Source organism: Corynebacterium singulare (genome assembly GCF_000833575.1).
Classification (GTDB): domain Bacteria; phylum Actinomycetota; class Actinomycetes; order Mycobacteriales; family Mycobacteriaceae; genus Corynebacterium; species Corynebacterium singulare.
In genome coordinates, this window is sequence record NZ_CP010827.1 from 1,163,077 (window position 1) to 1,186,935 (window position 23,859).

16 protein-coding genes are annotated in these 23,859 nt (G+C 60.3%); 9 read left to right on the forward strand and 7 right to left on the reverse strand.

Going from position 1 to position 23,859, the window contains the following annotated elements; genetic code table 11:
• Positions 1-28: 28 nt before the first annotated feature.
• Genes CSING_RS05410 through CSING_RS05425 form a run of 4 tightly spaced genes read right to left on the reverse strand, consistent with a single transcriptional unit; the run spans position 29 to position 5,934 of the window.
• The gene (locus CSING_RS05410; protein WP_042530382.1) at positions 29-3,145 is read right to left on the reverse strand and encodes a DUF3427 domain-containing protein; all 3,117 of its coding nucleotides are present in this window, start codon (positions 3,143-3,145) and stop codon (positions 29-31) included.
• Positions 3,142-3,534, reverse strand: coding sequence for a (deoxy)nucleoside triphosphate pyrophosphohydrolase (locus CSING_RS05415; protein WP_042530384.1), 393 nt, complete (start codon positions 3,532-3,534; stop codon positions 3,142-3,144). Before CSING_RS05415 ends, CSING_RS05410 begins: the two co-directional genes overlap by 4 nt.
• 52 nt (positions 3,535-3,586) lie before the next feature.
• The gene (gene hutG, locus CSING_RS05420; RefSeq protein WP_042530386.1) at positions 3,587-4,546 is read right to left on the reverse strand and encodes a formimidoylglutamase; all 960 of its coding nucleotides are present in this window, start codon (positions 4,544-4,546) and stop codon (positions 3,587-3,589) included.
• Positions 4,547-4,548: 2 nt separating this feature from the next.
• The gene (locus CSING_RS05425; protein WP_042530388.1) at positions 4,549-5,934 is read right to left on the reverse strand and encodes an amino acid permease; all 1,386 of its coding nucleotides are present in this window, start codon (positions 5,932-5,934) and stop codon (positions 4,549-4,551) included.
• Between the two features lie 292 nt (positions 5,935-6,226).
• On the opposite strand from CSING_RS05425, the gene CSING_RS05430 reads away from it, so the two are divergent.
• The 6 genes from CSING_RS05430 to CSING_RS05455 all read left to right on the forward strand — a co-directional run bounded on the left by CSING_RS05430 (position 6,227) and on the right by CSING_RS05455 (position 15,498).
• On the forward strand, positions 6,227-7,573 hold the full coding sequence (locus CSING_RS05430; protein ID WP_042530390.1) for a YjiH family protein: 1,347 nt from the start codon (positions 6,227-6,229) through the stop codon (positions 7,571-7,573).
• A 15-nt stretch (positions 7,574-7,588) separates the two neighbouring features.
• On the forward strand, positions 7,589-8,317 hold the full coding sequence (locus CSING_RS05435; RefSeq protein WP_042530392.1) for an IclR family transcriptional regulator: 729 nt from the start codon (positions 7,589-7,591) through the stop codon (positions 8,315-8,317).
• A 194-nt stretch (positions 8,318-8,511) separates the two neighbouring features.
• Positions 8,512-10,065 carry a histidine ammonia-lyase gene (hutH, locus tag CSING_RS05440; protein ID WP_042530394.1) on the forward strand — a complete coding sequence of 518 codons (1,554 nt, stop codon included), beginning with the start codon at positions 8,512-8,514 and terminating at the stop codon, positions 10,063-10,065.
• A gap of 381 nt (positions 10,066-10,446) precedes the next feature.
• A complete protein-coding gene (locus CSING_RS05445; protein ID WP_042530396.1) occupies positions 10,447-12,123 on the forward strand; it encodes a urocanate hydratase in 1,677 nt (558 codons plus the stop codon).
• Between the two features lie 21 nt (positions 12,124-12,144).
• Positions 12,145-13,323, forward strand: coding sequence for an imidazolonepropionase (gene hutI / locus CSING_RS05450; RefSeq protein WP_042530398.1), 1,179 nt, complete (start codon positions 12,145-12,147; stop codon positions 13,321-13,323).
• Positions 13,324-13,491: 168 nt separating this feature from the next.
• Positions 13,492-15,498: a DEAD/DEAH box helicase gene (locus CSING_RS05455; protein WP_042530399.1), complete on the forward strand. Its 2,007-nt coding sequence runs from the start codon at positions 13,492-13,494 to the stop codon at positions 15,496-15,498.
• A 126-nt stretch (positions 15,499-15,624) separates the two neighbouring features.
• Here CSING_RS05455 and CSING_RS05460 read toward each other — a convergent pair whose 3' ends face one another.
• The 3 genes from CSING_RS05460 to putP form a co-directional block, all read right to left on the reverse strand.
• Positions 15,625-16,068 (reverse strand): hypothetical protein, encoded by a 444-nt coding sequence (locus CSING_RS05460; protein ID WP_042530401.1) that lies wholly within the window; start codon positions 16,066-16,068, stop codon positions 15,625-15,627.
• A gap of 47 nt (positions 16,069-16,115) precedes the next feature.
• Positions 16,116-16,658, reverse strand: a complete 543-nt coding sequence (locus tag CSING_RS05465; RefSeq protein WP_042530403.1) for an HNH endonuclease family protein — start codon at positions 16,656-16,658, stop codon at positions 16,116-16,118.
• A 308-nt stretch (positions 16,659-16,966) separates the two neighbouring features.
• Positions 16,967-18,529 (reverse strand): sodium/proline symporter PutP, encoded by a 1,563-nt coding sequence (gene putP, locus CSING_RS05470; protein WP_042530405.1) that lies wholly within the window; start codon positions 18,527-18,529, stop codon positions 16,967-16,969.
• A gap of 242 nt (positions 18,530-18,771) precedes the next feature.
• On the opposite strand from putP, the gene CSING_RS05475 reads away from it, so the two are divergent.
• Genes CSING_RS05475 through CSING_RS05485 form a run of 3 tightly spaced genes read left to right on the forward strand, consistent with a single transcriptional unit; the run spans position 18,772 to position 23,859 of the window.
• Positions 18,772-21,861 carry a DEAD/DEAH box helicase gene (locus tag CSING_RS05475; RefSeq protein WP_042530407.1) on the forward strand — a complete coding sequence of 1,030 codons (3,090 nt, stop codon included), beginning with the start codon at positions 18,772-18,774 and terminating at the stop codon, positions 21,859-21,861.
• Positions 21,862-22,686: an SWIM zinc finger family protein gene (locus CSING_RS05480; protein WP_042530409.1), complete on the forward strand. Its 825-nt coding sequence runs from the start codon at positions 21,862-21,864 to the stop codon at positions 22,684-22,686.
• 39 nt (positions 22,687-22,725) lie between these two features.
• Positions 22,726-23,859 (forward strand): metallophosphoesterase family protein, encoded by a 1,134-nt coding sequence (locus tag CSING_RS05485; RefSeq protein WP_042530411.1) that lies wholly within the window; start codon positions 22,726-22,728, stop codon positions 23,857-23,859.

Sequence of the window (23,859 nt, forward strand, 5' to 3'; positions counted from 1 at the left end):
ATCTAGACCAAAGGAGTTGTAATCGTATTTAGGCTACCGTGCGACCGGCGGTATAGAGTCTCTTCGGCATGTCACGGCGAAGGCGCCACTCAAACTGGATGGGCTTTTCACCCCTGTGGTCAACGTAATCGACGTTGCCGAGGAAAGTGTACGCCGATGCTGTTTCAACCTTGTTCTTCTTGGTAAAGCGTGTAGCAATGATGATATTGCCGCCGCGCTCGCGGTGTGTGATGTAACGCTCGGCCATCGCGGACTTGAGCGACGTTGTGGATTGTGACTCCCAATGCAATAGATCAGGGGACAACGGATAGTCGCGATAGTTAGTTGAAGCACTGACGTTTTCATCTTTCTGGAAGGTGATCAGGAACAGATCAGTATTCGACCTGTCGAAGCGTTTGACTCCTTCGCGCGGTAGGTTCGCCAATTTTTTGAGAGGTCCGTCATCCAGTGCCCCAATGAGTTCGGCGAGGCTGTAGTCTGCATGTGTTTCGAGCACGCTACTCGAAGACCTCTTCGGGATAACGCGGGATTCGTCGAGCGAGTATCGCATGACTTGGTTAACTTCGTTAACGAAGGCTGGGTAGGACCGGATAAGTGAGAACGCATCATCCAAAGTGGCGGGAACTGCTCTATTGGAGTTGGCCCAGAGAGCTAGAGTGAGCATGGTGGCATATCGCTTCTCCCGGTCATCCATGTCTTTTTCTGAAGGGCCGTTCGCTGCCATGAGACGGCTATAGGCTTCGACACGATCAGGGTCATTAATGTGGAGGAGCACGCGAATGCGGCTAAGAAGGAAACTCTCTACCTCATCTTCTATCGGCGATGGGAGGAGATTCTCGTCCCTGAGCAACGTCGTCCACGAAATTCCTTTGCGGCGGTAGATGTCCTCCACGGGAATATCGGAGGTGTGGAGGAAGGCTGAGAGGTCAGTAGTGCCGTGTTCGCTAATCTGAGCCCTAATTTTCTTAATGGAGTTGCGTGCCAGACGCTTAACGTTAGCCAGTACGCGTTCGGTCGTCACGCGGTCCAAGGTGATGTGGGAACCTGGCGGCGCGGTAGGAAAGCCTTGCTCTATTTCTCTGATTAAGCTCTTGCCGCGAGCGGCGGTGAGTACCTTGTAGCGCTCCTCAAAGTCGAATTCCTCATGTTGGAGGCCGAGGAAGTCAAAGACAATACACGCATCCTTCCCCTCGTTGAGACGTAGGCCGCGGCCAAGTTGCTGGACGAAGAGTACCGGGCTTTGAGTAGGGCGAAGGAGCAAAAGAGTGTTCACGGAAGGGATATCGACGCCTTCGTTGAAAATGTCGACGGCGAAAATGATTTTGATGTGGCCGTCGCGAAGCTGCGACAGAGCTTTTTGACGTTCCTGAGTGGTCAGTCTGCTGCTTACCGCTAGCGAAGGAATCCCGAATGCATTGAACTGCTCTGCCATGTACTCAGCGTGAGCGATAGACACACAGAAGCCGAGTGCCTTCATGGAAGCTAGGTCGAAGATGCGACGGTTGAGTTCATTGATGATAAACCTGGTTCGCTTTTCGCCGGCCTTGATGTACAACTCGCTGAGCTCTGATGCCTTGTAATCTTTCTTGCCTTGAACCCATGTCAAGCTCGTAAGGTCGGTATTGTCGTCGACGCCGTAGTAGTGCAACGGCGCCAGCAATTGGAGCCGCAGTGCGTCCCATAGGCGAAGCTCATGGGCAACACGGTAATCGAAGAACTTTTGGACGTTGTGACCGTCGCCGCGCTCTGGGGTTGCTGTTAGTCCTAGAAGCTCGCGGGGCTGGAGGTAGTCCAAAATCTTCCGATAGGTTGCTGCCTCAGCGTGGTGAAACTCGTCGATCACGACGACCTCAAAGTGCTCGGGCGAGATGCGGGTCAGGCGCTCTCCATGAAGCGACTGGATGCTCGCAAAAACGTGGTCCCAGTGATGAGGCTCCGAACCTCCGACAAGAAGCTCGCCGAAGTCAGAGGCCTGGAGAACTTCGCGATATGTGCGGTGGGCTTGTTCAAGAATCTCGCGGCGATGAGCAATGAACAGCAGCCGAGGCCTACGGCCGTAGGATTCACAAAGTCGACGATAATCCAGCGCGGCTACCACTGTCTTTCCAGTACCGGTGGCCGCAATGAGAAGGTTCTTATGGCGGTCGTGGAGTTCACGCTCGGAACGCAACGCCTCTAGCATCTCCTGCTGGTAGGCGTATGGCTCGACGCGAAGACCAGACAGTTCGAGTTTATGTCCCGATGCGGAGCCGAGGAACTGTGCTCCGTGCAGTGCTTCTAGCAGTCGATCGTAATCCCGTGCGGGGTCAAAAACCTTGAAATGGTTATCATGCCAGTAGCTCTCGAAGGTCTTGATGAACTTTTCAATAATTTCCGGGGTGGAGGATCGAGAACCGCGAACGTTCCATTCCCAGCCGTCGACGAGCGCTGAGCGCGACAGGTTAGAGCTACCAATGAAGGCGGTATCGAAGCCTGATCTACGACGGAAAAGCCAGGCCTTAGCGTGGAGACGCGTCGATTTGTGTTCGTAACAAATGCGAACCTCGGCGTTGTAGTCTTCGACAAGGCGGCGAACCGCGGCGGCTTCGGTCGCACCGCAGTACGTCGAGGTGATCACACGAAGCGGAATTTGATGATCTCGCACATACTCAAGCTCGTCACTGATTACGGAGATCCCTGAGCTCTTGATGAAGGCACACAGTAGATCGACGGAGTCTGCAGTCCGGATTTCGCGGGCAATCTCTACCGACATATTGGTGTCATCCACACTATTGGTGAATAACGCGCTGGTGTTGAGGGAGACTTCAGGAAGAGAGGGAGGGTCAGCAAGCTCCGACTTGTAGATGGCGTAGAGCAACTGCTCAGCAGACATCCTCTCGTCTGAACCAAGGTGCTGCGCGAGGCTATTGATGAGCGCTACACGTTGTTCCGGATTCCTGATCTCGGTGAGTCGCTGTTCAAGGATCTTGGCGAAATGCTGCGCAACTGCAGCAGCAAACCTTGGACTCACCTCGGCGGAGCTATCCTCCATAATGCCCGAAGCAGCCGTGGGAATAGCCCGTTTTGTCTCCTCTATGCGCTCGTGAATACGGGCGGTAACAGGAGTTTCATATATGCCGAAAGGAAGGAGAGAGTGGGAGGTCATAGGCGCGACGAGATGAGTTCGACTGCTGGGATGTCTGCCGGTGCCCAGTCGAGTGTTTGAGCCTCAGCTGCGGTGACCCAGCGGGTGGCGTCATGGTCAGTAAGAACCAGCTCACCAGACTGGATAGTACACAGGAACGTGGTTAGTTCGATGGTGGCGAAGTCATATGTGTGGACAGTCGTGGTTACTTTGTCACCGACGACCGCCGTGAGGGAGAGCTCCTCGCTGAGTTCGCGAGCCAGGGCCTCTTCAGGAGACTCGCCCGGTTCAATCTTGCCACCGGGGAATTCCCACAATCCTGCCAAAGACTTTCCGGGAGCTTTTCGACAGGCCAAGACACGATCGCCATCAACAAAGACGGCGCCGACAACGCGAATCGGTGAACTCATGGGACCAGTATGCCGGCTGTCCCGACTCTTATCCAGAGAACCCAAACTTTGACTAGACAGCGGGGACGGAAAAGTGCGCGTTCACGATGTCGTCGATAAGCCGGGCTGCAAGCTTGGCGGTGCGGGAGTCGAGGTCGAAAGAGGGGTTGAGCTCGACAACGTCGACAAGCGCAAGGCGTCCGGTGGAGGCGATGGAGATGGCAAGGTCGCGGATGATGCGAAGATCCACACCGAGGCCGGCGGGCGCAGAGACGCCAGGGGCCTGGGCGGCGGGGAGGACATCCAAGTCGATGGAGAGGTGGATGGGGGACGAGTCGGCGCAGAGCTGTGTGGCGTGGGAACGCAGCTCATCCCGAGTCATGGCGAGCAGTTCCTCATCCAGGGTGATGGTAACACCGAGGTTGGCAGCCTCGTCGAAAAGAACCTTCGTGTTATTGGGGCGGGAGATGCCGAGAACGGAGTAAGCGAAATGTTCGGGGCCGACCAGCTCAGAAATCTGTTTGAAAGGAGTGCCAGACGTGGGCACATCGGCGGTGCGCAGATCGAAGTGAGCATCGAGGTTGATGATGTTCAGTGGGCCCTGAGCCCGGAAAGCGCCGCGGTGCGAGCCGAAGGCCGTTTCATGACCGCCGCCAAGAATGATGGGCAGGTGACCGGCACGGGAAAGGGCCTCCACAGCGTCCGACAGGCGCTCATGGGAGGACTCGAGATCGGTGCCTTGGGTGGTGATCGTGCCGACGTCGTAAAGCACATGCTCATGGTGCACCGCCAGGGAACCCAAGGCGGCGCGCAAAGCGGCCGGGCCTTCCGCCGCGCCGGGGCGGCCATGGTTACGCGCCACGCCTTCATCGGAGGCGAAACCCAGCAGGGCGACGCCGGGCTGCGCCTGCGGGTTCGCCGCATCGAGGGGGCGGATCACGCTGTGCCACCGTGCATGTTCAGGACCTGGGCCGTCGGAACGCCCAGACCACTCAGGGGCAGGGGAGTAAGCGGGGGCATCAACGCTGTTCATAGCTATCCTTTCGAGGTGGGAATGGAGTCACTGCTGGTGGCATGAGTCCGGCGGCCCGTGACGTAGAAAATGGCGGTCATGAGGATGATGAAGCCAACGCCCACAGCAAGGGCCGGGCGGTACTGTGCCTGCCATGCCATGATGCCAAAAGTAAACGTGATGAAGGCGATGGCGAAGTATTGGCCCCATGGCCAGAAGGGAACCGTGTAGGTGAGGCTTGCGCGTTCCTCCGGGGACATCTTCTTGCGGGAGGCCACGTGGGCCAGAAGAATCATAAGCCAGACGTAGATGGTGGCAAATGTGGCAAGCGAGGCGATGACTTCAAAGACATTCTCCGGGATAAGGGCGTTAAGGGCGGTACCGATGACCATGACGATAAGCAGGATGACCATGGTCATGACTGGTACGCCGCGTGCTTTCTTGGCCATGATCGCGGGGGCAAGGTTCTGGCGAGCCAAACCGGTGAGGACATTGCCAGCGCCGAAGAGATCGGCGTTGATGGCAGAGACCGCCGCGGTGATGACCACGACGTTGAGTGCGGCAGCGGCCCACGTGACGCCCAAGGTGGAGAAGATTTGGACAAAAGGACTTTCCTCACCGGTAATGGTGCGCCACGGGTTAATCATGAGGATGACCAGGATGGCGAGCACATAGAAGAGGAGGATGCGCACGGGGATGGTGTTGACGGCCTTTGGCACGGACTTTTCCGGTTCCTCAGCCTCCGCACTGGCGACGCCCACAATCTCCGTACCACCGAAGGCAAAGAGCACAAGGATAAAGGAAGCAATCATTCCGGAGGGGCCGTTGGGGAAGAAACCGCCATCGTTCACAAGGTTGGCGGGGCCAGTGGTCTCCGCGGTGGAGAGGCCGAAGACCAAGACCGCTACGCCGCCAAGAATCATGGCGACGACCGCTCCGACCTTGACGATGGTAAAGGCGAATTCAAGCTCGCCGAAGGCCTTGACTGTTGCGAGGTTCGCACCGCCAACGAGGAGAAGCGTGGCGGCAACCCAGATCCATTGCGGTGAGCCGGGAAACCAGAATTGCATGTAGACGCCGATGGCGGTGAGATCCGCGAGCGCCACGATGACCATCTCAAAGGCGAACATCCAACCGGTGATGTAACCGGCCCAGGGGCCGAGGAAGGCGCGCGCGTACTCGGCGAACGACCCCGTGACCGGGTGATGCACGGACATCTCACCGAGTGCACGCAGGAGGAAGTACACCACGGCGCCGCCAAGGAGGTAGACCAGCAACACTGAGGGGCCGGCAGCTTGGATGGCGCTGGCGGAGCCGTAGAAGAGGCCGGTGCCGATGGCCGAGCCAAGTGCGATGAAGTGCAGGTGGCGGTGCTTGAGGCCTCTGCGCTGGGTGGTGGTCTCGGGCACGATGGCCGTCCTCCTCCTTTGTTACTAGTGCGAGTGGACAATGCGTCTGAGAGCTACTTTCCTCTAGTTGCCGCGCGGGGTCAATTCCATGACATTCTGTTCAGTGACGTGTCTTTCACTAGGTACCCGGGGGTGAGCTGGATGACATTTAAGAAAAATGTGGTTAGTATTCTTGTGACCCGCGTGTGGCTGTTGCGTGGGCATGGTTGGCGTGTCTTCCTTCACCGTGTGTTGGTGGGCTGCCTGCCGTGCTAGAGACGTGTACTTTGTCGCCCATTCCGTGAGGTAAAACATGAACAACGAAGACGCCCTTGTTGACGCCTTCTATGAAACCGAAGATGCCACGCCCACGAAAAAGGGGCTGTGGCGGCTGTTTGTCTACAGTGCCATCGGAGCTTTCGTCTTCTTTTTCCCCATTAGTTACGACGGGAAGAAGTCCATACCGCTTGACCATATGGTCACCATCATCCGTACACACGCAGAAGCTGCGGTGCCGTGGATCATTTTGCCGCTGGCCGTCTATGGCACCGTGCGCAGCATTGTGAACAAAAACTGGCGGGACGGCGCCATGCAAGCTGTGTTTACCGTGCTCAATGTCGTGGGCATGGTCGTTTCTTTCCTCATGGTGATAGGGACTTTGCCAGGAGTGCTGGCACATGAGGACATCGTTCCCTTCCTGTGGAACTCCATCGCCACGCCCGTAGGGCTTATCGTCCCCATCGGTGGTGCCTTCTTGGGCCTGCTTATTGGTTATGGCCTGCTGGAGTTCGTAGGCGTGTTCATGCAACCCATCATGCGGCCGCTCTGGCGCACGCCAGGGCGCTCCGCCATCGATGCCGTGGCTTCCTTTGTGGGTTCCTACTCGCTGGGTATTCTCATTACTGACCGGGTGTACCAGCGCGGCGGGTATACCGCCCGCGAGGCTTCCATCATCGCGACGGGTTTCTCCACGGTGTCTGCCGCTTTTATGGTCATAGTGGCCAAGCAGCTGGACTTGATGGACATGTGGGGAATCTATTTTGCTGTGTCCCTGGTGGTGACGTTCGTTGTTACCGCTATCACCGTGTGGATTCCGCCGCTCAGCACCATCCCCAACGAGTATGTTTCCGGCGTGACACCGGACCCAGAGAAGCCGGTCAAGGGCAATTACTTCTCAGCAGCATGGAGGGAAGCTTTGTTGCAGCTCGACCGTGCACCGTCGTTGAGGGCAGCTATCTGGGAGAACCTGCGCGACGGCGCGCGCATGGCCGCGGCCATTGTTCCGTCCATCATGTCGGTCGGCCTCATTGGCCTGCTGCTGGCTAAATTCACGCCGCTCTTTGATTGGTTGGGCTATGTGTTCTATCCCTTCGCATGGATTGTGCAGCTTCCAGAACCCGAGCTAGCGGGTAAAGCTGCAGCGATGGGGATTGCGGAAATGTTCCTACCAGCCACCATGGTGGCGGATTCCTCCAGCCTGACGCTGAAATTCGTCATCGGCGTGGTAGCGGTGTCTGCCATCATCTTCTTTTCTGCACTGGTGCCGTGCATTCTGGCCACCAAGATTCCTATCAAGCTATGGCACTTGGTTGTTATCTGGTTCGAGCGCGTGGTCCTCACCATTATCATTGCCACTCCGATTGCTTTCCTCGTGACCTAGCTAGACTGTCGCGCTATGAGCAACTCCCGCGTTCCGGCCGCGCGCAATGCGCTGGAAATCCTCCGGCTGCTATCCACCATCGATGTGCCCATTTCAGCGGCACGTATCCGCAGCGAGCTGGACCTGCCACGCTCATCCACCTACCACCTGCTCAAGGAGATGGTGGACGCGGGATTCGTGGTGCACCTTCCGGAGAACCAAACCTACGGGCTGGGCCTCGCGGCCTACTCCATGGCCGCGGCCTATGCCACGCAGCAACCCCTCGTACGGGCTACGCACAACCACCTCGAACGCATTGCTGGCAAGGTAGGCGGCTCTGGGCACCTGTCGCGCCTGGCGGGGTCAGAGATCCTTTACCTTAATGAGGTCCGGGCGCCGAAGGCTTTGTCTTTGGTGACGGACAGAGGGGTGCGCCTCCAAGCGCAGCGCACCGCCTCAGGGCGAGCGATGCTGGCTCTGCTTCCGGAAGCCGAATGGCGTGCGGCGTATTCGGCCGGAGCTCTCAGCTTTGGGGAGTTCAAGTCCATCCTGCGTGACGTTCGTGAGCGCGGGTGGGCCGAAGAGGTTGAGGTGGTGGCGCGCGGACAAGCCTCGGTAGGGGTGGCAATCGTTGACCATGTGGGCAGGCCAGCCGCGGCGCTTGCGGTGACGTATCCAGTGGGCACTGCCGACGCACCATCCATAGCACAGGAACTGCAGGCGGCGGCAGAGCAGGTGGCGGAGAGAATGTACGGACGGCGTTAGGGGTCAGGGGAGTGCCGGGTGTGCGCGCCGGGGTGGCTGTTGTACTATGAGCGCAACGCGTAGGGCTGTTGCGCGTATCACTTTATTTCCCTACTTGTGAAAGCAAGTATGTATTTTTTCGCGTGCCTTTTTCTCTGCCTGGCGTTGACGCGGGCGGTCTGAGGCCACGCGTCGACACGTGAAGGAGCCTTATCATGTCTATTTCTTATCCCTCATCCGTCACCGTGGGCATTGGTGCCTTGAGCATTGAGGAAGTTGTGGCCGTTGCGCGTTATGGCGCGAAGGTAGAGATCTCTCACGATGCTCTGGATGAAATTGCCACCACACGTTCCCGAGTGGAGGAGCTGGCCCAGGACCCGACGCCGGTCTACGGAATTTCCACTGGTTTCGGTGCGCTCGCTCGTCGCCACATTCCGGAAGAAATGCGCGCCCAGCTGCAGCTCTCCCTTGTGCGCTCCCATGCCGCAGGTACTGGCCCGGAGGTGGAGACCGAAGTCATCCGCGCACTCATGCTGCTTCGCCTCTCCACCCTGTGCACCGGCCGCACCGGCGTGCGCCCGGTGGTGGCGGAGACCTACGCCGCGGTGCTCAACGCCAACATTCACCCGGTCATCCGTGAGTATGGATCGCTAGGCTGCTCTGGTGACTTGGCGCCGCTGGCTCATGCGGCACTGGCGCTGCTGGGTGAGGGAGAGGTGCGCGTCGATGGCGGCGACATCATCCCGGCGGGTGAGGCGCTAAAGGCGGCGGGCATCGAGCCACTGCAGCTGCGTGAGAAGGAAGGCTTGGCGCTCATTAACGGTACCGATGGCATGTTGGGCCAGCTCTGCCTGGCCATTACTGATTTGCGCGAGCTGGCTAAGACGGCTGATATTGCTACTGCGATGACGGTGGAGGGCCTGCTGGGTACCCTCGTAGTTTTTGCCGATGATCTTCAGCAGCTGCGTCCGCACCCAGGTCAGGCGGATGCCGCTGCCAATATTCTGGCTGTGGCAGAAGGGTCTGCCATTCTGGAGGCTGCCCTTGAGGAATTCAAGAAGAACCAGGTTCAGGACGCCTACTCGGTGCGCTGTGCCCCGCAGGTGGCCGGCGGTTTCCGCGATACCGTGGCGCACACCGCTGTGGTAGCAGAACGCGAGCTTGCCGCAGCTGTGGACAACCCCGTCGTGACTAAGGATGGTCGCGTGGTATCCAACGGTAACTTCCACGGCGCTCCGGTGGCTTATGCGTTGGACTTCCTGGCTATTGTGGTGGCTGACTTGGCCTCCATGTCGGAGCGTCGTACCGACCGCTTCCTTGATACCGCCCGCAACCGCGGCCTACATGCATTCCTGGCCGATGATCCGGGTGTCGACTCCGGCCACATGATTGCGCAGTACGCGCAGGCAGGCATCGTCTCCGAGCTCAAGCGCCTGGCAAACCCGTCCTCCGCGGATTCCATTCCGTCCTCCGCTATGCAGGAGGACCATGTCTCCATGGGCTGGTCTGGCGCCCGCAAGCTGCGCAAGGCTGTGGATGGCCTGCAGCGAGTGCTCGCCATTGAGATTCTTACTGCGGCCCGCGCTATTGATATGCGTGAGGGCGAGCCGGCGAAGGGTACCGGCGCGGTTATCGCCGCCCTCCGCACGACCGTGCAGGGCCCGGGCACAGACCGCTACTTGAGCCCGGAGATTGAGGAGACCGTGCGCCTGGTCAAGGAAGGTGCGCTCGTGGATGCGGTAGAGGAGGTCGTCGGTACGCTGCGCTAAGCGCCACCCCGGCCCCCATGGACCCTGCTGAGTTTCGCACGGTCCATGGGGGCCTTTTCTGTGCGTTTTTCGATTCCACGTGTCCAGACCTCAAAGCCGAACGGCGCAGGTGGGCGTCGAGAAGCGCGTGGCCAGTGCTTGGCGACGACCTGGGTGGTTGGACTTCTAGGTCTGGACATATGGCTCGAGCTCGGTAGGTTCACGATGATGCCGGTCGCTCGACAGTCTGGCATGTGAGACAGGTGGATAAAATGTGGTCTAGAAGATAGACGTGAGTCACAGTAGTTTGTTCTCTGTGACGCCAACCAAACTTCGGGGACAGCCCCGGGAAACCGGCCTGGGGTTTGGGAGGGCGTCGATAAGCACGAGTGAAAGGAAGCCATGTCTCAACCCCGCGAAGTACGCGCCCCGCGCGGAACCGAACTGACCGCCAAGTCTTGGCAGACCGAAGCCCCACTGCGCATGCTCATGAACAACCTTGACCCTGAGGTTGCCGAGCGCCCAGAGGACCTCGTTGTCTATGGCGGCACCGGCCGAGCCGCCCGAAGCTGGGAAGCCTTCGATGCCATCGTGGAGTCCCTTAAGGACCTTGAGTCCGATGAGACCCTCCTGGTGCAGTCCGGCAAGCCTGTGGGTATCTGGAAGACCAACGAATGGGCACCCCGCGTGCTCATTGCTAACTCCAACCTGGTCGGTGACTGGGCCAACTGGGAGCACTTCCGCGAACTCGAGGACGAAGGCCTCATGATGTACGGCCAGATGACGGCCGGTTCCTGGATCTACATCGCTACCCAGGGCATCCTGCAGGGCACCTTCGAGACCTTCGCGGCCGTGGCTAAGAAGCGCTTCAATGGGACACTAGCTGGCACCTTCACCCTGACCGGTGGGTGCGGTGGCATGGGCGGTGCGCAGCCTCTGTCCGTCACTCTCAACGGCGGTGCGTGCCTCATCGTGGATGTCGATGAGACCCGCCTGAAGCGCCGCCAGCACAAGCGCTACCTCGATGAGGTTGTCACCGACCTGGATGAGGCTCTCAAGCTGGTCCTGGATGCCAAGGAGAATAAGAAACCACTTTCGGTTGGTCTTGTGGGGAATGCAGCAGAGGTCTTCCCGGAGATCCTGCGCCGCCAGCGCGCGGGTGAATTCACCGTGGACATCGTCACCGACCAGACCTCTGCGCACGACCCGCTGAGCTACCTGCCTACAGAAATCACGGTGGAGGACTGGCACAACGAGGCTAAGGCCGACCCGACCACCTTCACCAAGAAGGCTCGTGAGGCCATGGCCGCCCAGGTCCAGGCCATGGTGGAGTTCCAGGATGAAGGCGCTGAGGTCTTCGACTACGGCAACTCCATCCGTGATGAGGCCCGCAAGGCCGGCTACCAGCGCGCCTTCGAGTTCCCGGGCTTCGTTCCGGCCTACATCCGCCCACTGTTCTGCGAGGGCCTTGGTCCCTTCCGTTGGGCCGCACTGTCCGGTGATCCGGAAGACATCAAGGTCACCGACCAAGCACTCAAGGAGCTCTTCCCGGACAACGAGCACCTGCACAACTGGCTCGATGCCGCCGAGGAGTACGTTGAATTCGAGGGCCTGCCGGCACGTATTTGCTGGCTGGGCTACAACGAGCGCCACAAGGCCGGCCTGCTCTTCAACGACTTGGTCAAGGAAGGCAAGATCAAGGCGCCGATCGTCATCGGTCGTGACCACCTCGACTCCGGCTCCGTGGCCTCCCCGTACCGCGAGACTGAGGCGATGCTCGATGGCACCGATGCCGTGGCTGACTGGCCGCTGCTTAACGCCATGACCGCTGTGTCCTCCGGTGCCACCTGGGTATCCATCCACCACGGTGGTGGCGTGGGCATGGGCCGCTCCATCCACGCCGGTCAGGTCACCGTTGCCGACGGTACCGAGCTCGCGGCCGCGAAGCTGCGCGCGGTGCTCACCAATGACCCGGGCATGGGCGTTATCCGCCACGTGGATTCCGGTTACACTCGCGCCAAGGAAGTAGCGGACGAGCGCGGCGTGCGTATTCCGATGGAATTCAAGGCCCGCGACTAGACAAGAGAGGAATAGAAGATCATGTCCACCCTGTTTACTGGAATCTCTGAACTGCGTACGGTGTCGGAGGCTGGCACGCTTGCCGACGCCGCACTCATCGCCAACACCGACGGCACCATCGCCTGGATCGGCCCGGCGGCTGACGCACCGGCCGCCGATAAGAAGATCGACCTTGGAGGTCGTGCGGTTTTGCCAGGCTGGGTGGATTCCCATACCCACATGATCTTCGATGGTGACCGCTCTGCCGAGTTCGAAGCCCGCATGGCGGGGGAATCCTACCAGGCCGGCGGCATTGCCGTGACCATGGATGCGACGCGCTCAGCAGGGGAGGAGCGCCTGGAAAAGCTCCTGCTCCAGCGCATTGCGGCGGCACACCGCGGCGGCACCACCACGCTAGAGACCAAGACCGGCTACGGGCTCAACACTGAATCTGAGGTGGAGGCCGCTCGCGTGGCTGCCCGTCACGTTGATGATGTCACCTTCCTCGGCGCTCACCTTGTCCCGCCGGGGGCGGAGGCTGAGGCCTACCTCGACGAGGTCGTTGGCTCGATGCTTGATGGCGTGACCGAGTACGTCCAGTGGATTGATGTCTTCTGTGAGCGCGGGGCGTTTGATGAGGACCAGTCGCGCCGCGTGCTCGACGCCGGTAAGGCCCGCGGACTGGGTCTTCGCGTGCACGGCAACCAGCTCGGTGAAGGCCCGGGTGTGGCCCTCGCTGTGGAGATGGGCGCTGCGTCCGTTGACCACGTGAACTACCTCAGCGACTCAGACGTCGAGGCCCTCGCTGCCTCCGACACGGTGGCCACCTTGCTGCCCGCCTGCGACCTCTCCACCCGCGAACCCTTGGCCCCGGGGCGCACGCTTCTCGACGCCGGCGCCACCGTCGCCATCGCCTCCAACCTCAACCCCGGTACGTCGTACACCTCCTCCATGAATTTCTGCGTGACCACGGCTGTACTGCAACAGCACCTCACCCTCGACGAGGCGATTGCTGCCGGCACCCTCGGTGGTGCTACTGCCTTACGCCGCCACGATGTTGGTGAAGGCAAGGATGTGCAGGGCCGCCCCGCAAAGGGCACGCTGGTTGTGGGGGCAGCTGCGGACCTTCACGTCCTCGACGCTCCGAGCGCCATCCACCTGGCCTACCGCCCGGGAATGCCGATGACCTGGAAGACCTTCGTGGCCGGCCGCGAGGTCTAGGCCGAAGGGGGAACGAGGACTCGAGCCCCTTAGCTTGAGCTGCTGGAGAGGAAGAGCTCCGGCAGCCTACGAACGTTATCCGTGATGCGCGGGAGAAGTGCGCGCTCAGCGGCGGCCCACGCAGCAAAATAGCTAAATGTACGTAGGTGCCGTACTCTGGTCTGGGCAATGAGCATTACCGATAACGCCACCGGCGGCGTGAACGAGCCGGAAGAATTCAATAAGTCGGAATCTCAGGAAAACTCGCAAGGTGGCGAGGCGCAGGACGCTTCGCAGGTGAATAACCAGGACACCGGGGCTGCGAATAACCCTGAGGACACCGGCGCTGAAGAAACTTCAGCCACTGACAACTCCCAGGGTTTTGCACACCTCGGTCTGCCTGATGACGTTCAGGCTGCTGTCTCCAAGGTGGGCTTCACCCAGCCATCCCCGATCCAGGCAGAAACCATCCCGATCCTCATGGAGGGCCGCGACGTTGTCGGCCTTGCCCAGACTGGTACGGGCAAGACCGCAGCTTTCGCGCTGCCGGTTCTCTCCCAGATCGACGTCGATGCCCGCCACCCGCAAGCACTCGTCCTCGCGCCGACGCGCGAGCTGGCCCTCCAGGTCGCGGACTCCTTCCAGTCCTTCGCCGACCACCTCGGCCGGATCGAGGTTCTGCCTATCTACGGTGGTCAGGCCTACGGCATCCAGCTTTCGGGTCTGCGCCGTGGCGCCCAGGTCATCGTGGGTACCCCGGGCCGCGTCATCGACCACCTGGAGAAGGGCTCCCTGGATATCTCCCAGCTGCGCTTCCTCGTCCTCGATGAGGCCGATGAGATGCTCAACATGGGCTTCCAAGAAGATGTCGAGCGCATTCTTGAGGACACTCCGGATGACAAGCAGGTTGCGCTGTTTTCGGCCACCATGCCGAACTCCATTCGCCGCCTGTCCAAGCAGTACCTCAACGACCCTGCGGAAATTACCGTCAAGTCGGAGCGTCGCACGAATGACAACATCACCCAGCGCTTCCTGCTGACCCCGCACCGTCACAAGATGGATGCTTTTACCCGCATCCTCGAGGTCATCGATTACGACGCCATCATCGTCTTCTGCCGCACCAAGCACGAGACCGAAGAGGTGGCAGACAACCTCAAGGAGGCTGGCTACAACGCGGCTGCCATCAACGGTGATATTGCCCAGCAGCAGCGTGAGCGCACGGTTGACCAGCTCAAGGATGGCCGCTTGGACATCCTTGTCGCCACCGACGTCGCTGCCCGTGGCCTTGACGTAGACCGCATCACCCACGTGGTGAACTACGACATTCCGAATGACACTGAGTCGTACGTCCACCGCATTGGCCGTACCGGCCGTGCTGGTCGCAGTGGCGAGGCCATCTTGTTCGTCACTCCGCGTGAGCGCCGCATGCTGCGCTCCATCGAGCGCGTCACCAACGCCCGCCTCGAGGAGATGGACCTGCCGACGGCCGACGAGGTCAACGCTAAGCGCAAGGAGAAGTTCTTCGCCTCCATCGCTGCCGCGCAGGAGGACAAGCAGTTTGAGTTCTTCCGCGACATGGTCCGCGAGTACTCCGCTGCTGAAAACGTGGCCATGGATGACATCGCTGCGTCGATTGCCGTGCAGCTCCAAGGCGGTACTGACTTCCTGCTCAAGGAACGCCCAGTGACCAAGAAAGACCGCCGCGATCGCGAGCGCTTTGAGCGTGACGGCCGCGGCCGTGACCGCGACCGCGGTGGACGGGGTCGTGACCGCGATCGCGACCGTGGCCCACGCCGCCCGGACGGGGACTTTGAGACCTACCGTCTGGACGTCGGCAAGCGCCAAGGCGTTCGCCCGGGCGCCATCGTGGGCGCACTGGCCAACGAAGGTGGCTTGACCTCCAAGGACTTCGGCCGCATCACCATCGCGGTGGGCCACACGTTGGTGGATTTGCCGAAGAACCTGGACCCGGCTGTGCTGGATCGTCTCAAGGACACCCGCATTTCTGGCCAGCTCATCAAGATTCAGAAGGATACTGGCCGCCCGCCGCGCCGCAACTACGATGACGACCGTGACCGTGGTGGTCGCGGCGGACGTGGTGGCCGTGATCGCGGTGGACGCGGTGGCTACCGTGACCGTGACCGCGGTGGCCGTGGCCGTGACCGCGGCGGACGCCGAGGCGGCTGGCGCGACTAACGCCTGGCACGAAAGAAGCCTCCTGCACTGACAAGGATTGCGGCTCGGAGCTGAAGCTCTGGGCCAAGTCCCATAAGTGCGGGAGGCTTTTTATGCTCTATCTGCGCGTGTGCGCAACGTTGGTATTTAGATGTACATGAGGATGGCACACACAACCCACAGCAGGTTGAAGATGCCGGAGAACATAGCCAGCTGCTTCTTTAGCTTGGCAGCATCCGCGGTGCCCGGGGTAGCGATAGCGGCCATGGCCTTATTCTGCTTCGGAATAATGACAACGAGCAGGATGACCCACGCGATGACGGCGAGCAGAAGCGCAATGTGGAACTGAACCTCGGACTTGTAGGCAGAGAGGTCGGTCAGGAAGACAGCCAGACCCAGAACCGGGACGATGGCGGAGATGTAGCCATAGGTGGACGTGATCTTGTTGAGGATGCTCGCAGCACCAGCAGCGGAAGCATCACCGGCAGCGGCCTTCTCAACCTGGCCTGGGAAGGCGGAGGTGGAGATGCACACGGTACCGACCAGCAGAATGGCCGCGAAGACGTGGAGGAAAATTAGCAAGCTAGACATGAGGAGAAGTGTGTACCTTTCTGATCACGGGGTTTTCCAGCGAAAGTCTAACGGCGCCAGCTGATGAAATCGAATTGACACTGGTGGCGCATGGTCTCATAATCGCGGGCGGGGAGGGGCAACTCGTACTTTCGCGCCACCGCGGCCAGTCGCCGGGAATAATCGCAGCGGTCTGCTGGTGGAAGCCAGTCCGCGGGCAGCGAATCTGACTTGGTTTGGTTGAGCGCGCTGGCCGTGGCCACGAGGTTGAGGGGATCGTTGGCAAAGGCCAGCTTCTTGTCTTTCGTCCACATGGAGGCCCCGAGATCCCACGCCGCGGAGAGCGGGAAGACGTGATCGACCTCCACGCGGTTGCCGGCGGGGGCACGGGCATAGGGGTCATACAGAATGCCGTCAATAGTCTGCGACTCCATGACAGTCTCGCGAGTGCCCGGCAGCCAGCCCCCAAAGTCCGCGCGCACGTAGCCGGGTGCGGAGACCCTCGCCGGTACGGTCGCCACTCCTAAGCTGGGGCCGGGAAAGAGGTGGTAGCCGCCGTAAGCCACGGTGGCAACGGACAGTACACAAATGTAGGCGGTGCGCAGGTTCATACACTTTTAGACTGCGCGGTGGCTCTAGGGGTTCCCGTAGTGCTCCATTGCAGCGTCAAACGGTCCCTCTAGTTTGGTGCCTATACTTTGGTCTCTTTGCTCACCAAAGGAACCATTTAACCGTAGAAATAGCGTCTAAAAGGTCTCTTGTCAGTGCACAGGGACCAAAGTAAAAGAACCTTTTGGCCAGCATGTTAGGGCCATGCCTGAAACGGCGAAACCCCCGCCCCAGCAGAACGGTTAACTGCTGTCGGCGGGGGCCGCGTTGAAAGAGTCGGAAGGAAAACGAAAGGGGAGAGGGAAGTAGGCTACTTCTGAACCTGCTCCGCGGCCTCCTCGAAGTCGAGGTCCTTGTTGTTCTCGACTAGCTTGGCCAGGCGAGAAGCCTCCTCGAATTCCTGGGTGACCTTCTCGTCCGGAGCCTTGGTGGCCAGGGAAACACCGACAGCCACGAGGAGTGCGGAGAGGAAGCCCGGAACCAGCTCGTAGAGGGCATCGCCCAGCGGGCTCATGCCCCAGCCGATGGCCACGATGGCGCCGGTGAGCATACCGGCGATGGCGCCGGTGGAGTTGAATCGCTTCCAGTACAGCGACAGAAGGACGATCGGGCCGAAGGCGGAGCCGAAGCCAGCCCAGGCGAAGCCAACCAGACCCAGAATGGAGTCCGACGGGTTGATGGCCAGCAGGGCACCGATGATGGCGATGGCCACAACTGCAGTACGGGACAGGTTGATCAAGACGTTCTGGCTTGGCTTCTTCTTGGCAAAGATGAGGAAGAGGTCCTCAATGAGGGAGGTGGAGACAACCAGCATCTGCGAAGACATGGTGGACATGATGGCTGCCAGAACAGCGGTCAGGACCAGACCAGCGAACAGTGGGTGGAACATGACCTGGGCCATGTCCAGGAAGATGGTCTCGTAGTTCTCTTGGTCGGTAATAGAGTGGTTGGTCTCGGTGAAGAAGACGGTGCCGGACAGCGCAACGAAGATGGCGCCGATGAGGGAGATACCCATCCAGCTGACACCGTAGAAGCGGCCTGCGCGGGCATCGGAAGGCTTGCGCAGCGCCATGAAGCGCACGATGATGTGCGGCTGGCCGAAGTAGCCGAGGCCCCAGGCGAGGTTACCGATGATGACGGCGGCGGAGACGCCGGAGAACATGGAGAAGTAGTTCGGGTTCTCAATGGCGCCATCGGTGGCGTACGGGTTGTTGGCCGCAAAGCTGAAGATCTCGCTCGCATCGTTGAGAGAGAAGAGCACCATGATCGGCACGATAATCAAGGAGGCGAACATGAGCAGACCCTGGACGGTATCGGTGTAGGACACAGCCAGGAAGCCACCGACGAAGGTGTAGAACACCGTCACGGCTGCCACGATGAGCATGCCGACGAGGTAGTCGCCGCCGAAGGTCGACTCAAAGTAACGGCCGCCGGCCACCATGCCGGAGGAGACGTAGAAGGTAAAGAAGAAAATGATGATAGCCGCGGCGATAATGCGCAGCATGCGGGACTTATCGTGCAGGCGGTTTTCGAAGAAGGACGGCACGGTAATGGAGTTGCCGGCGATTTCGGAGTAGGAGCGCAGACGCGGCGCAACCCACTTCCAGTTCGCCCACGCACCGACGAGAAGGCCGATGGCCATCCAGAGCTCGGACATACCGGTCAGGAACAAAGCACCCGGCAGGCCCATGAGCAGCCAGCCGGACATATCGGAAGCACCGGCGGACAGGGCTGCCACGAAGGGGTGGAGGCCACGGCCGGCGAGAACGTAGTCGTCGTATTCATCCGTCTGCTTGTAGCTCCAGAAGCCAATGGCGGCCATGGCAAGCAGGTAGATGATCATCGCAACGACATACCAAGTTGAGTCTTGCACTGATCTCTCCTTGAGTTTGAGATTAAGAGTAGGACTCATTCACGCTAACGAGGCTCAGGGCCCTGCCCAACTGGAAATTGGCACCTTGACCAGTATTTGGTAACCCTGGTCACAGCTTAATGTACGGTTTTACTGGCGTAACGCCATAATGTAACGAGACTATAACGATTGGGTATTTCGGCAGGATTTGGGAACTTTCTTCAGTCAGTGCCCCCAAATGGTGTGCTGCTAGACTGGCCGTTATGGCTTCTTACCTGCTGCATGGCCTCTGGCTGCCCGTCTCTGGCCTGAGTCTGTGGATCGAACAGGTCGAAGGACACAAGATTGTCATGCCCTCCGCTGTGCCTGAAGGCACCTTCCCGGACGTCGTCGACACAATCTTGGAGAAGAAAACCTTCCGCAACCGAGCGCGGGTGTCACTGCGCACACCAAAGGGCAAGGACGTTTCCCTCATGGTCCCCATGGCCATGTTCGCCCCAGATGAGGCAGTCGAAACCTTAGCCAAGCTGGAGTACCTCGATACTGACAGCCAGGCAGTCACGGCGGAGCAGCGCCTGACCATTGCTCCGGATCTCCTGTGGCTCATCCGCGCTTACCGCGGGCTCTACCGTTTCGTTCGTGCAGGGCGGGTGACCATCCGTCTTTCGTACCAGGCAGGCGAGTGGTACCCCATGTGGCAGCTGGCCTCCGGTTTGGGGGAGCGCAGCTGGCTGGCCGAAATGCTTGCCGCCGCGCCGGGCATTCTCACAATAAACAACCGCGCGCTGTCGGATGACTTGGCCGATGAGCTTACGCACTGGATCGCCTATACCCAGCTGAAGCCGCAGATCGAGGCACCTCGCGCCGCGCCGTGGCATGATTTTGCCCTGGCACTGTTGAAGACCTCCCCAGTGAAGAAGGGCCGTGCTCAGCTTTTGCGCGGGCTTAACGAGTGGAAGGATTCCATCACGTCGGTGGATCTTCAGTTGGTCTTCCTCGTCGAAGAGCCGCAGGAGGATGAGGATCCGGAAGAGACTATCTGGCCCATCCGGGTGCTCGTGCGCTCCGGTACGGATTCTCCGCGTCCGGTGAAACAGGAGCAGTTGGATCGGGGGAGCGTCGAGAAGCTGCGTGATGCCCGTCGCCATGCCTTCGACGTTGCCCCGCGCCTGAAATACAACTCCGGACAGGCCTCGCCCTACGGCGGTGACTGGGACGTCTATCTTTCAACGGAGCAGCTCGTGGAGTTCGTCACGCACGATGCCGCCGCCCTGCGCAAGGCGGGCTTCACTGTCATGCTGCCGAAGTCCTGGTCACATATGGAGACCAAGGCCAAGCTGGAAACTGTCGAGGCTCATGACCCAGCCGAAGGCTCCACTAAGGCGCACATCGGCATGGAGAAGCTGGTCAACTATGACTGGAAGCTCTCCGTCGGTGATACACAGCTCACTGATTCTGAGATGGAGGAGCTGGTCCGGTCTAAGTCGGGCCTCATTAAGCTGCGTGGTGAATGGGTCATGGCGGATACGCAGTCCCTCAACAAGATCCAGCAGTACATGCGTGAGCTTGCCGATACCGCCCGCAGGCGCGCGCTCAAGGAATTGGAGAAGCTCGCCGCCACTGCAGAGATGGCGCGTCAGTTGGGTCAGCCCGGCTGGGAGGAGCTCGTGGCGGAGGTGGAGCGCCGCCGCAAGGAGTTCAACGAAGGCGAAGAAGAAGCCGTGGTCTCCCTCGCGGATCTGCGCGAGATGGCGCTCAAGTCCATGGCGGAGGACCCGATCGCCTTCACCGGATCTGAGTGGCACGCTTCGTTGCTCGGCGGGATGGAGACCACCGCGCCCGACCGCGTCGACATCCCTGATACGGTTCACGCGGAGCTGCGTGATTATCAGCGTCGCGGCGTTGACTGGCTCTATTGGATGTCGCAGAACAATATTGGGGCAGTGCTTGCCGACGACATGGGTTTGGGCAAAACCCTTCAACTACTGTCGCTGCTTGCCGTCGAAAAGGCGGCGTCTGACGACGCCGCGCAGGACAAGGACGCCGCGGGGGATACCAACTCTGCATGGAACCCCACCCTGGTCGTTGCACCCACCTCCGTCGTGGGCAACTGGGCCCGCGAAGCCGCACGCTTCGTGCCGGACTTCACCGTCCTGGTTCAGCACGGCACGGGACGGCTCAAGGGCGAGGAGCTTGTCGCGGCCGCCCAAGCCTCCGACGTTGTCATCACGTCCTATGGCACCGTGGCCCGAGACTTCCTGACCTTGAGCAAGGTGGACTGGGATCGCGTGGTCCTCGATGAAGCTCAAGCCATTAAGAACGCCGCGACCCGTTCGTCCAAAGCTGTGCGCGCCATCCCGTCGCGTCACCGCGTGGCGTTGACCGGTACGCCCATTGAGAACCGGCTGTCGGAAATGCGCTCCATTCTGGATTATTGCAACCCAGGAATTCTGGGCTCGGCATCGTTCTTTCGCAACCACTTTGCCAAGTCCATCGAACGCGAAGGCAGCGATGTCATGGCAGAGCGTTTGCGCCTGCTCACCGCGCCTTTCATTCTCCGCCGCCTCAAGACAGACCCGAATATCATCGATGACCTGCCGGAGAAGTCCGAGCAAATCATCACCGTGCGAATGACCGATGAACAGGCGGCGCTGTACAAGGCCTTGGTCAATGACGTGGACGAAGCGCTGAAAAACAAGGAGGGCATGTCGCGCCGCGGCCTTGTGCTCGCCTCACTAACCCGCATTAAGCAGATCTGCAACCACCCGGCACACTTCCTTGGTGATGGCAGTCCCGTCACCATCAAAGGCAGGCACCGCTCCGGCAAGGTAGAAGAGCTTATGCGCATCGTCGACCAGGCCATCGAGTCTCGCGAGCGCGTGCTCATTTTTACCCAGTACAAGGCCTTCGGTGACATCCTCCAGCCCTATCTCTCCGACCAGTTGGGCTGCGAGATTCCTTTCCTCCACGGCGGAGTGAGCAAGAATCGCCGCGACACGATGGTGGAGGAGTTCCAGGCCGCGGATGGCGCCCCGGCCATGCTGCTCTCCCTTAAGGCGGGCGGTACGGGCCTGAACTTGACGGCGGCGTCGATTGTCGTGCACATGGACCGCTGGTGGAACCCGGCTGTGGAGAATCAGGCCACCGACCGCGCCTTCCGCATCGGACAGGAACGCAACGTGCAGGTCTACAAGATGATTACCGCTGGCACGCTCGAGGAATCCATCCAGGACATCCTTGATGGCAAGATGCAGCTCGCGGGCGCCGTCGTGGGCGAGGGCGAAGGATGGCTCACCGAGCTCACCCCAGAACAACTGGCGGAGCTTATGAGCTACAAGGGAGAGGAGAATTAAATGGCGCCAGCACGTCCCAAAGACGACAACGTCATCTACGCCAACTTCGGCACCCGCAAACGCGTGAGCACGCCGGAGGAGGTTCACCGCGTCGACCGCGTGCGCACTATGCAACCGGCGGCCACGCGCGTGATCAACTTTGTCAATGAGCAGACGGATTCCGGGCGCATCAGCCGCGGCCGCCAGTACGCAGCCGAAGGTCACGTTGTGGGCCTTGACGTGCGCAATGGTGCGGTGCACGGCAAGGTTGCCGGCTCGCAGAACGAGCCTTTTGCGGTGCTCATTCAGGTGCCCTACCGCAACAATGAGGACATCGCGCGGCTGTCGGAGATGTTTGCGCGCACCCCCAACTCCGTGGCGAAGGCCAGGGAGGGCATGCTTGCCGACGACGCCCTCGACATCCTCTTCGCCGAATTCGCCGACGACCTGCGCTTCTCCTGCACCTGTCCGGACTCGGCGTACGTCTGTAAGCATGTCGTGGCGGTGGCTGACCGCCTAGCCGCCCGTATGGACGCAGATCCGTCTGTCATTTTTGCACTGCGCGGTCTGGACTTCGCCCGCCTCGAGCAGTCCGTGATGGAACAGGCCAAGTCAGCTTCGGAGGATTCCTACAGCGGAGCAGACTTAGATCCAGAGGAGCGTAATGCGTTGTTTTGGGCGGGGCGAGAGCTGCCTTTGCTTCCCGAACCTAAGTCCGCACCGGCGGTGGATGATTCCGACCCTGACCTGCTGCGCAAGGCCATGCGCTCGGTGAGCCATACGAACATAGATGTGCTTCGCGCGGTCTCCGATGTCGACGACCTTTACTACTATCTGACGCACTAAGGATTCCCGCCGCCGCGACCTCGAGGGAGAAAAGGCTACATGACAGCAGTAACGTTCATCCACACCTCCGATTTTCAGCTGGGTATGACCCGCTGGTTTCTCAGCCCCTCGGCGCAATCGCGCTTTGATGATGACCGTGAAGAAGCAGTCGTTCGACTAGGGGAGTTGGCCACCGAGACCGGGGCGGAGTTCATTGTCGTGGCCGGAGACGTGTTTGAGCACAACTCTCTCACCACGTCCACGTTGTTGCGTTCCAAGGAAGTGTTGAAGAACCTACCGGTGCCGGTGTACCTGCTACCCGGTAACCACGATCCGCTCGTGGCGGATTCCATTTTCTTTAATTCCTTTGCGGATAACGTCCACGTCATTGCGGACTCTGAGCCCATCGAGGTTCGCTCGGGCGTGGAGATTGTTGGCGCTCCCTACCTTTCGAAGCGAGCAAACTATGACCTCGTGCGCCGAGCACTGGAACCACTCGAGCCGCTCGACCGCGCCTCCGGTGCGGTGGCACGCATTGCCGTGGGGCACGGCCAAGTTGAATCCCGCGCAGGTGAGGCCGAGGAATCTGATGCTGACACCATCGATCTGACCTTCGTGGAGGACTGCCTCGATCGCGGCGTCATCGATTATCTAGCACTCGGGGACACACATTCCACGGCTTCGTTGGGGCGTACCGGGAAAGTGTGGTTCTCCGGCAGCCCGGAGACAACGGCTTTCGATGACCGCGAGCGTGACTCCGGCAATGCCTTGGTGGTGCGGGTTGAGGGGGAGGCGGTGGACGTCGAGAAGCGCAGCGTCGGCCGGTGGGCCTTCCGCGCGCTTGACGCTGACGTCAACTCGATGGACGATGTCGAGCGTTTTCTTGCGGAGCTGGAGGAGATGCCGGGCAAGACGCGCACGGCAGTGAAGTATAGCCTGCGCGGCACGCTGGGCCTCAGCGCCCAAGCACGCCTGGAGCAGGGGCTCGCGAACCTAGAGGAGGTCTTTGCCTCCCTCAAACCCCGTGAACGCACGATGGATCTGCACTTGGCGCCGTCCGAAGATGAGCTTAGTGAGCTGAGCCTGAGCGGATACGCCGCCGATGCCCTCTCCGAACTACTCGAGGACCTGGAGAATCCCACTGCCCGTGATGCCGCCAACCTGCTGTTTCGTCTCAGCGCGAAGGGAGCCTAA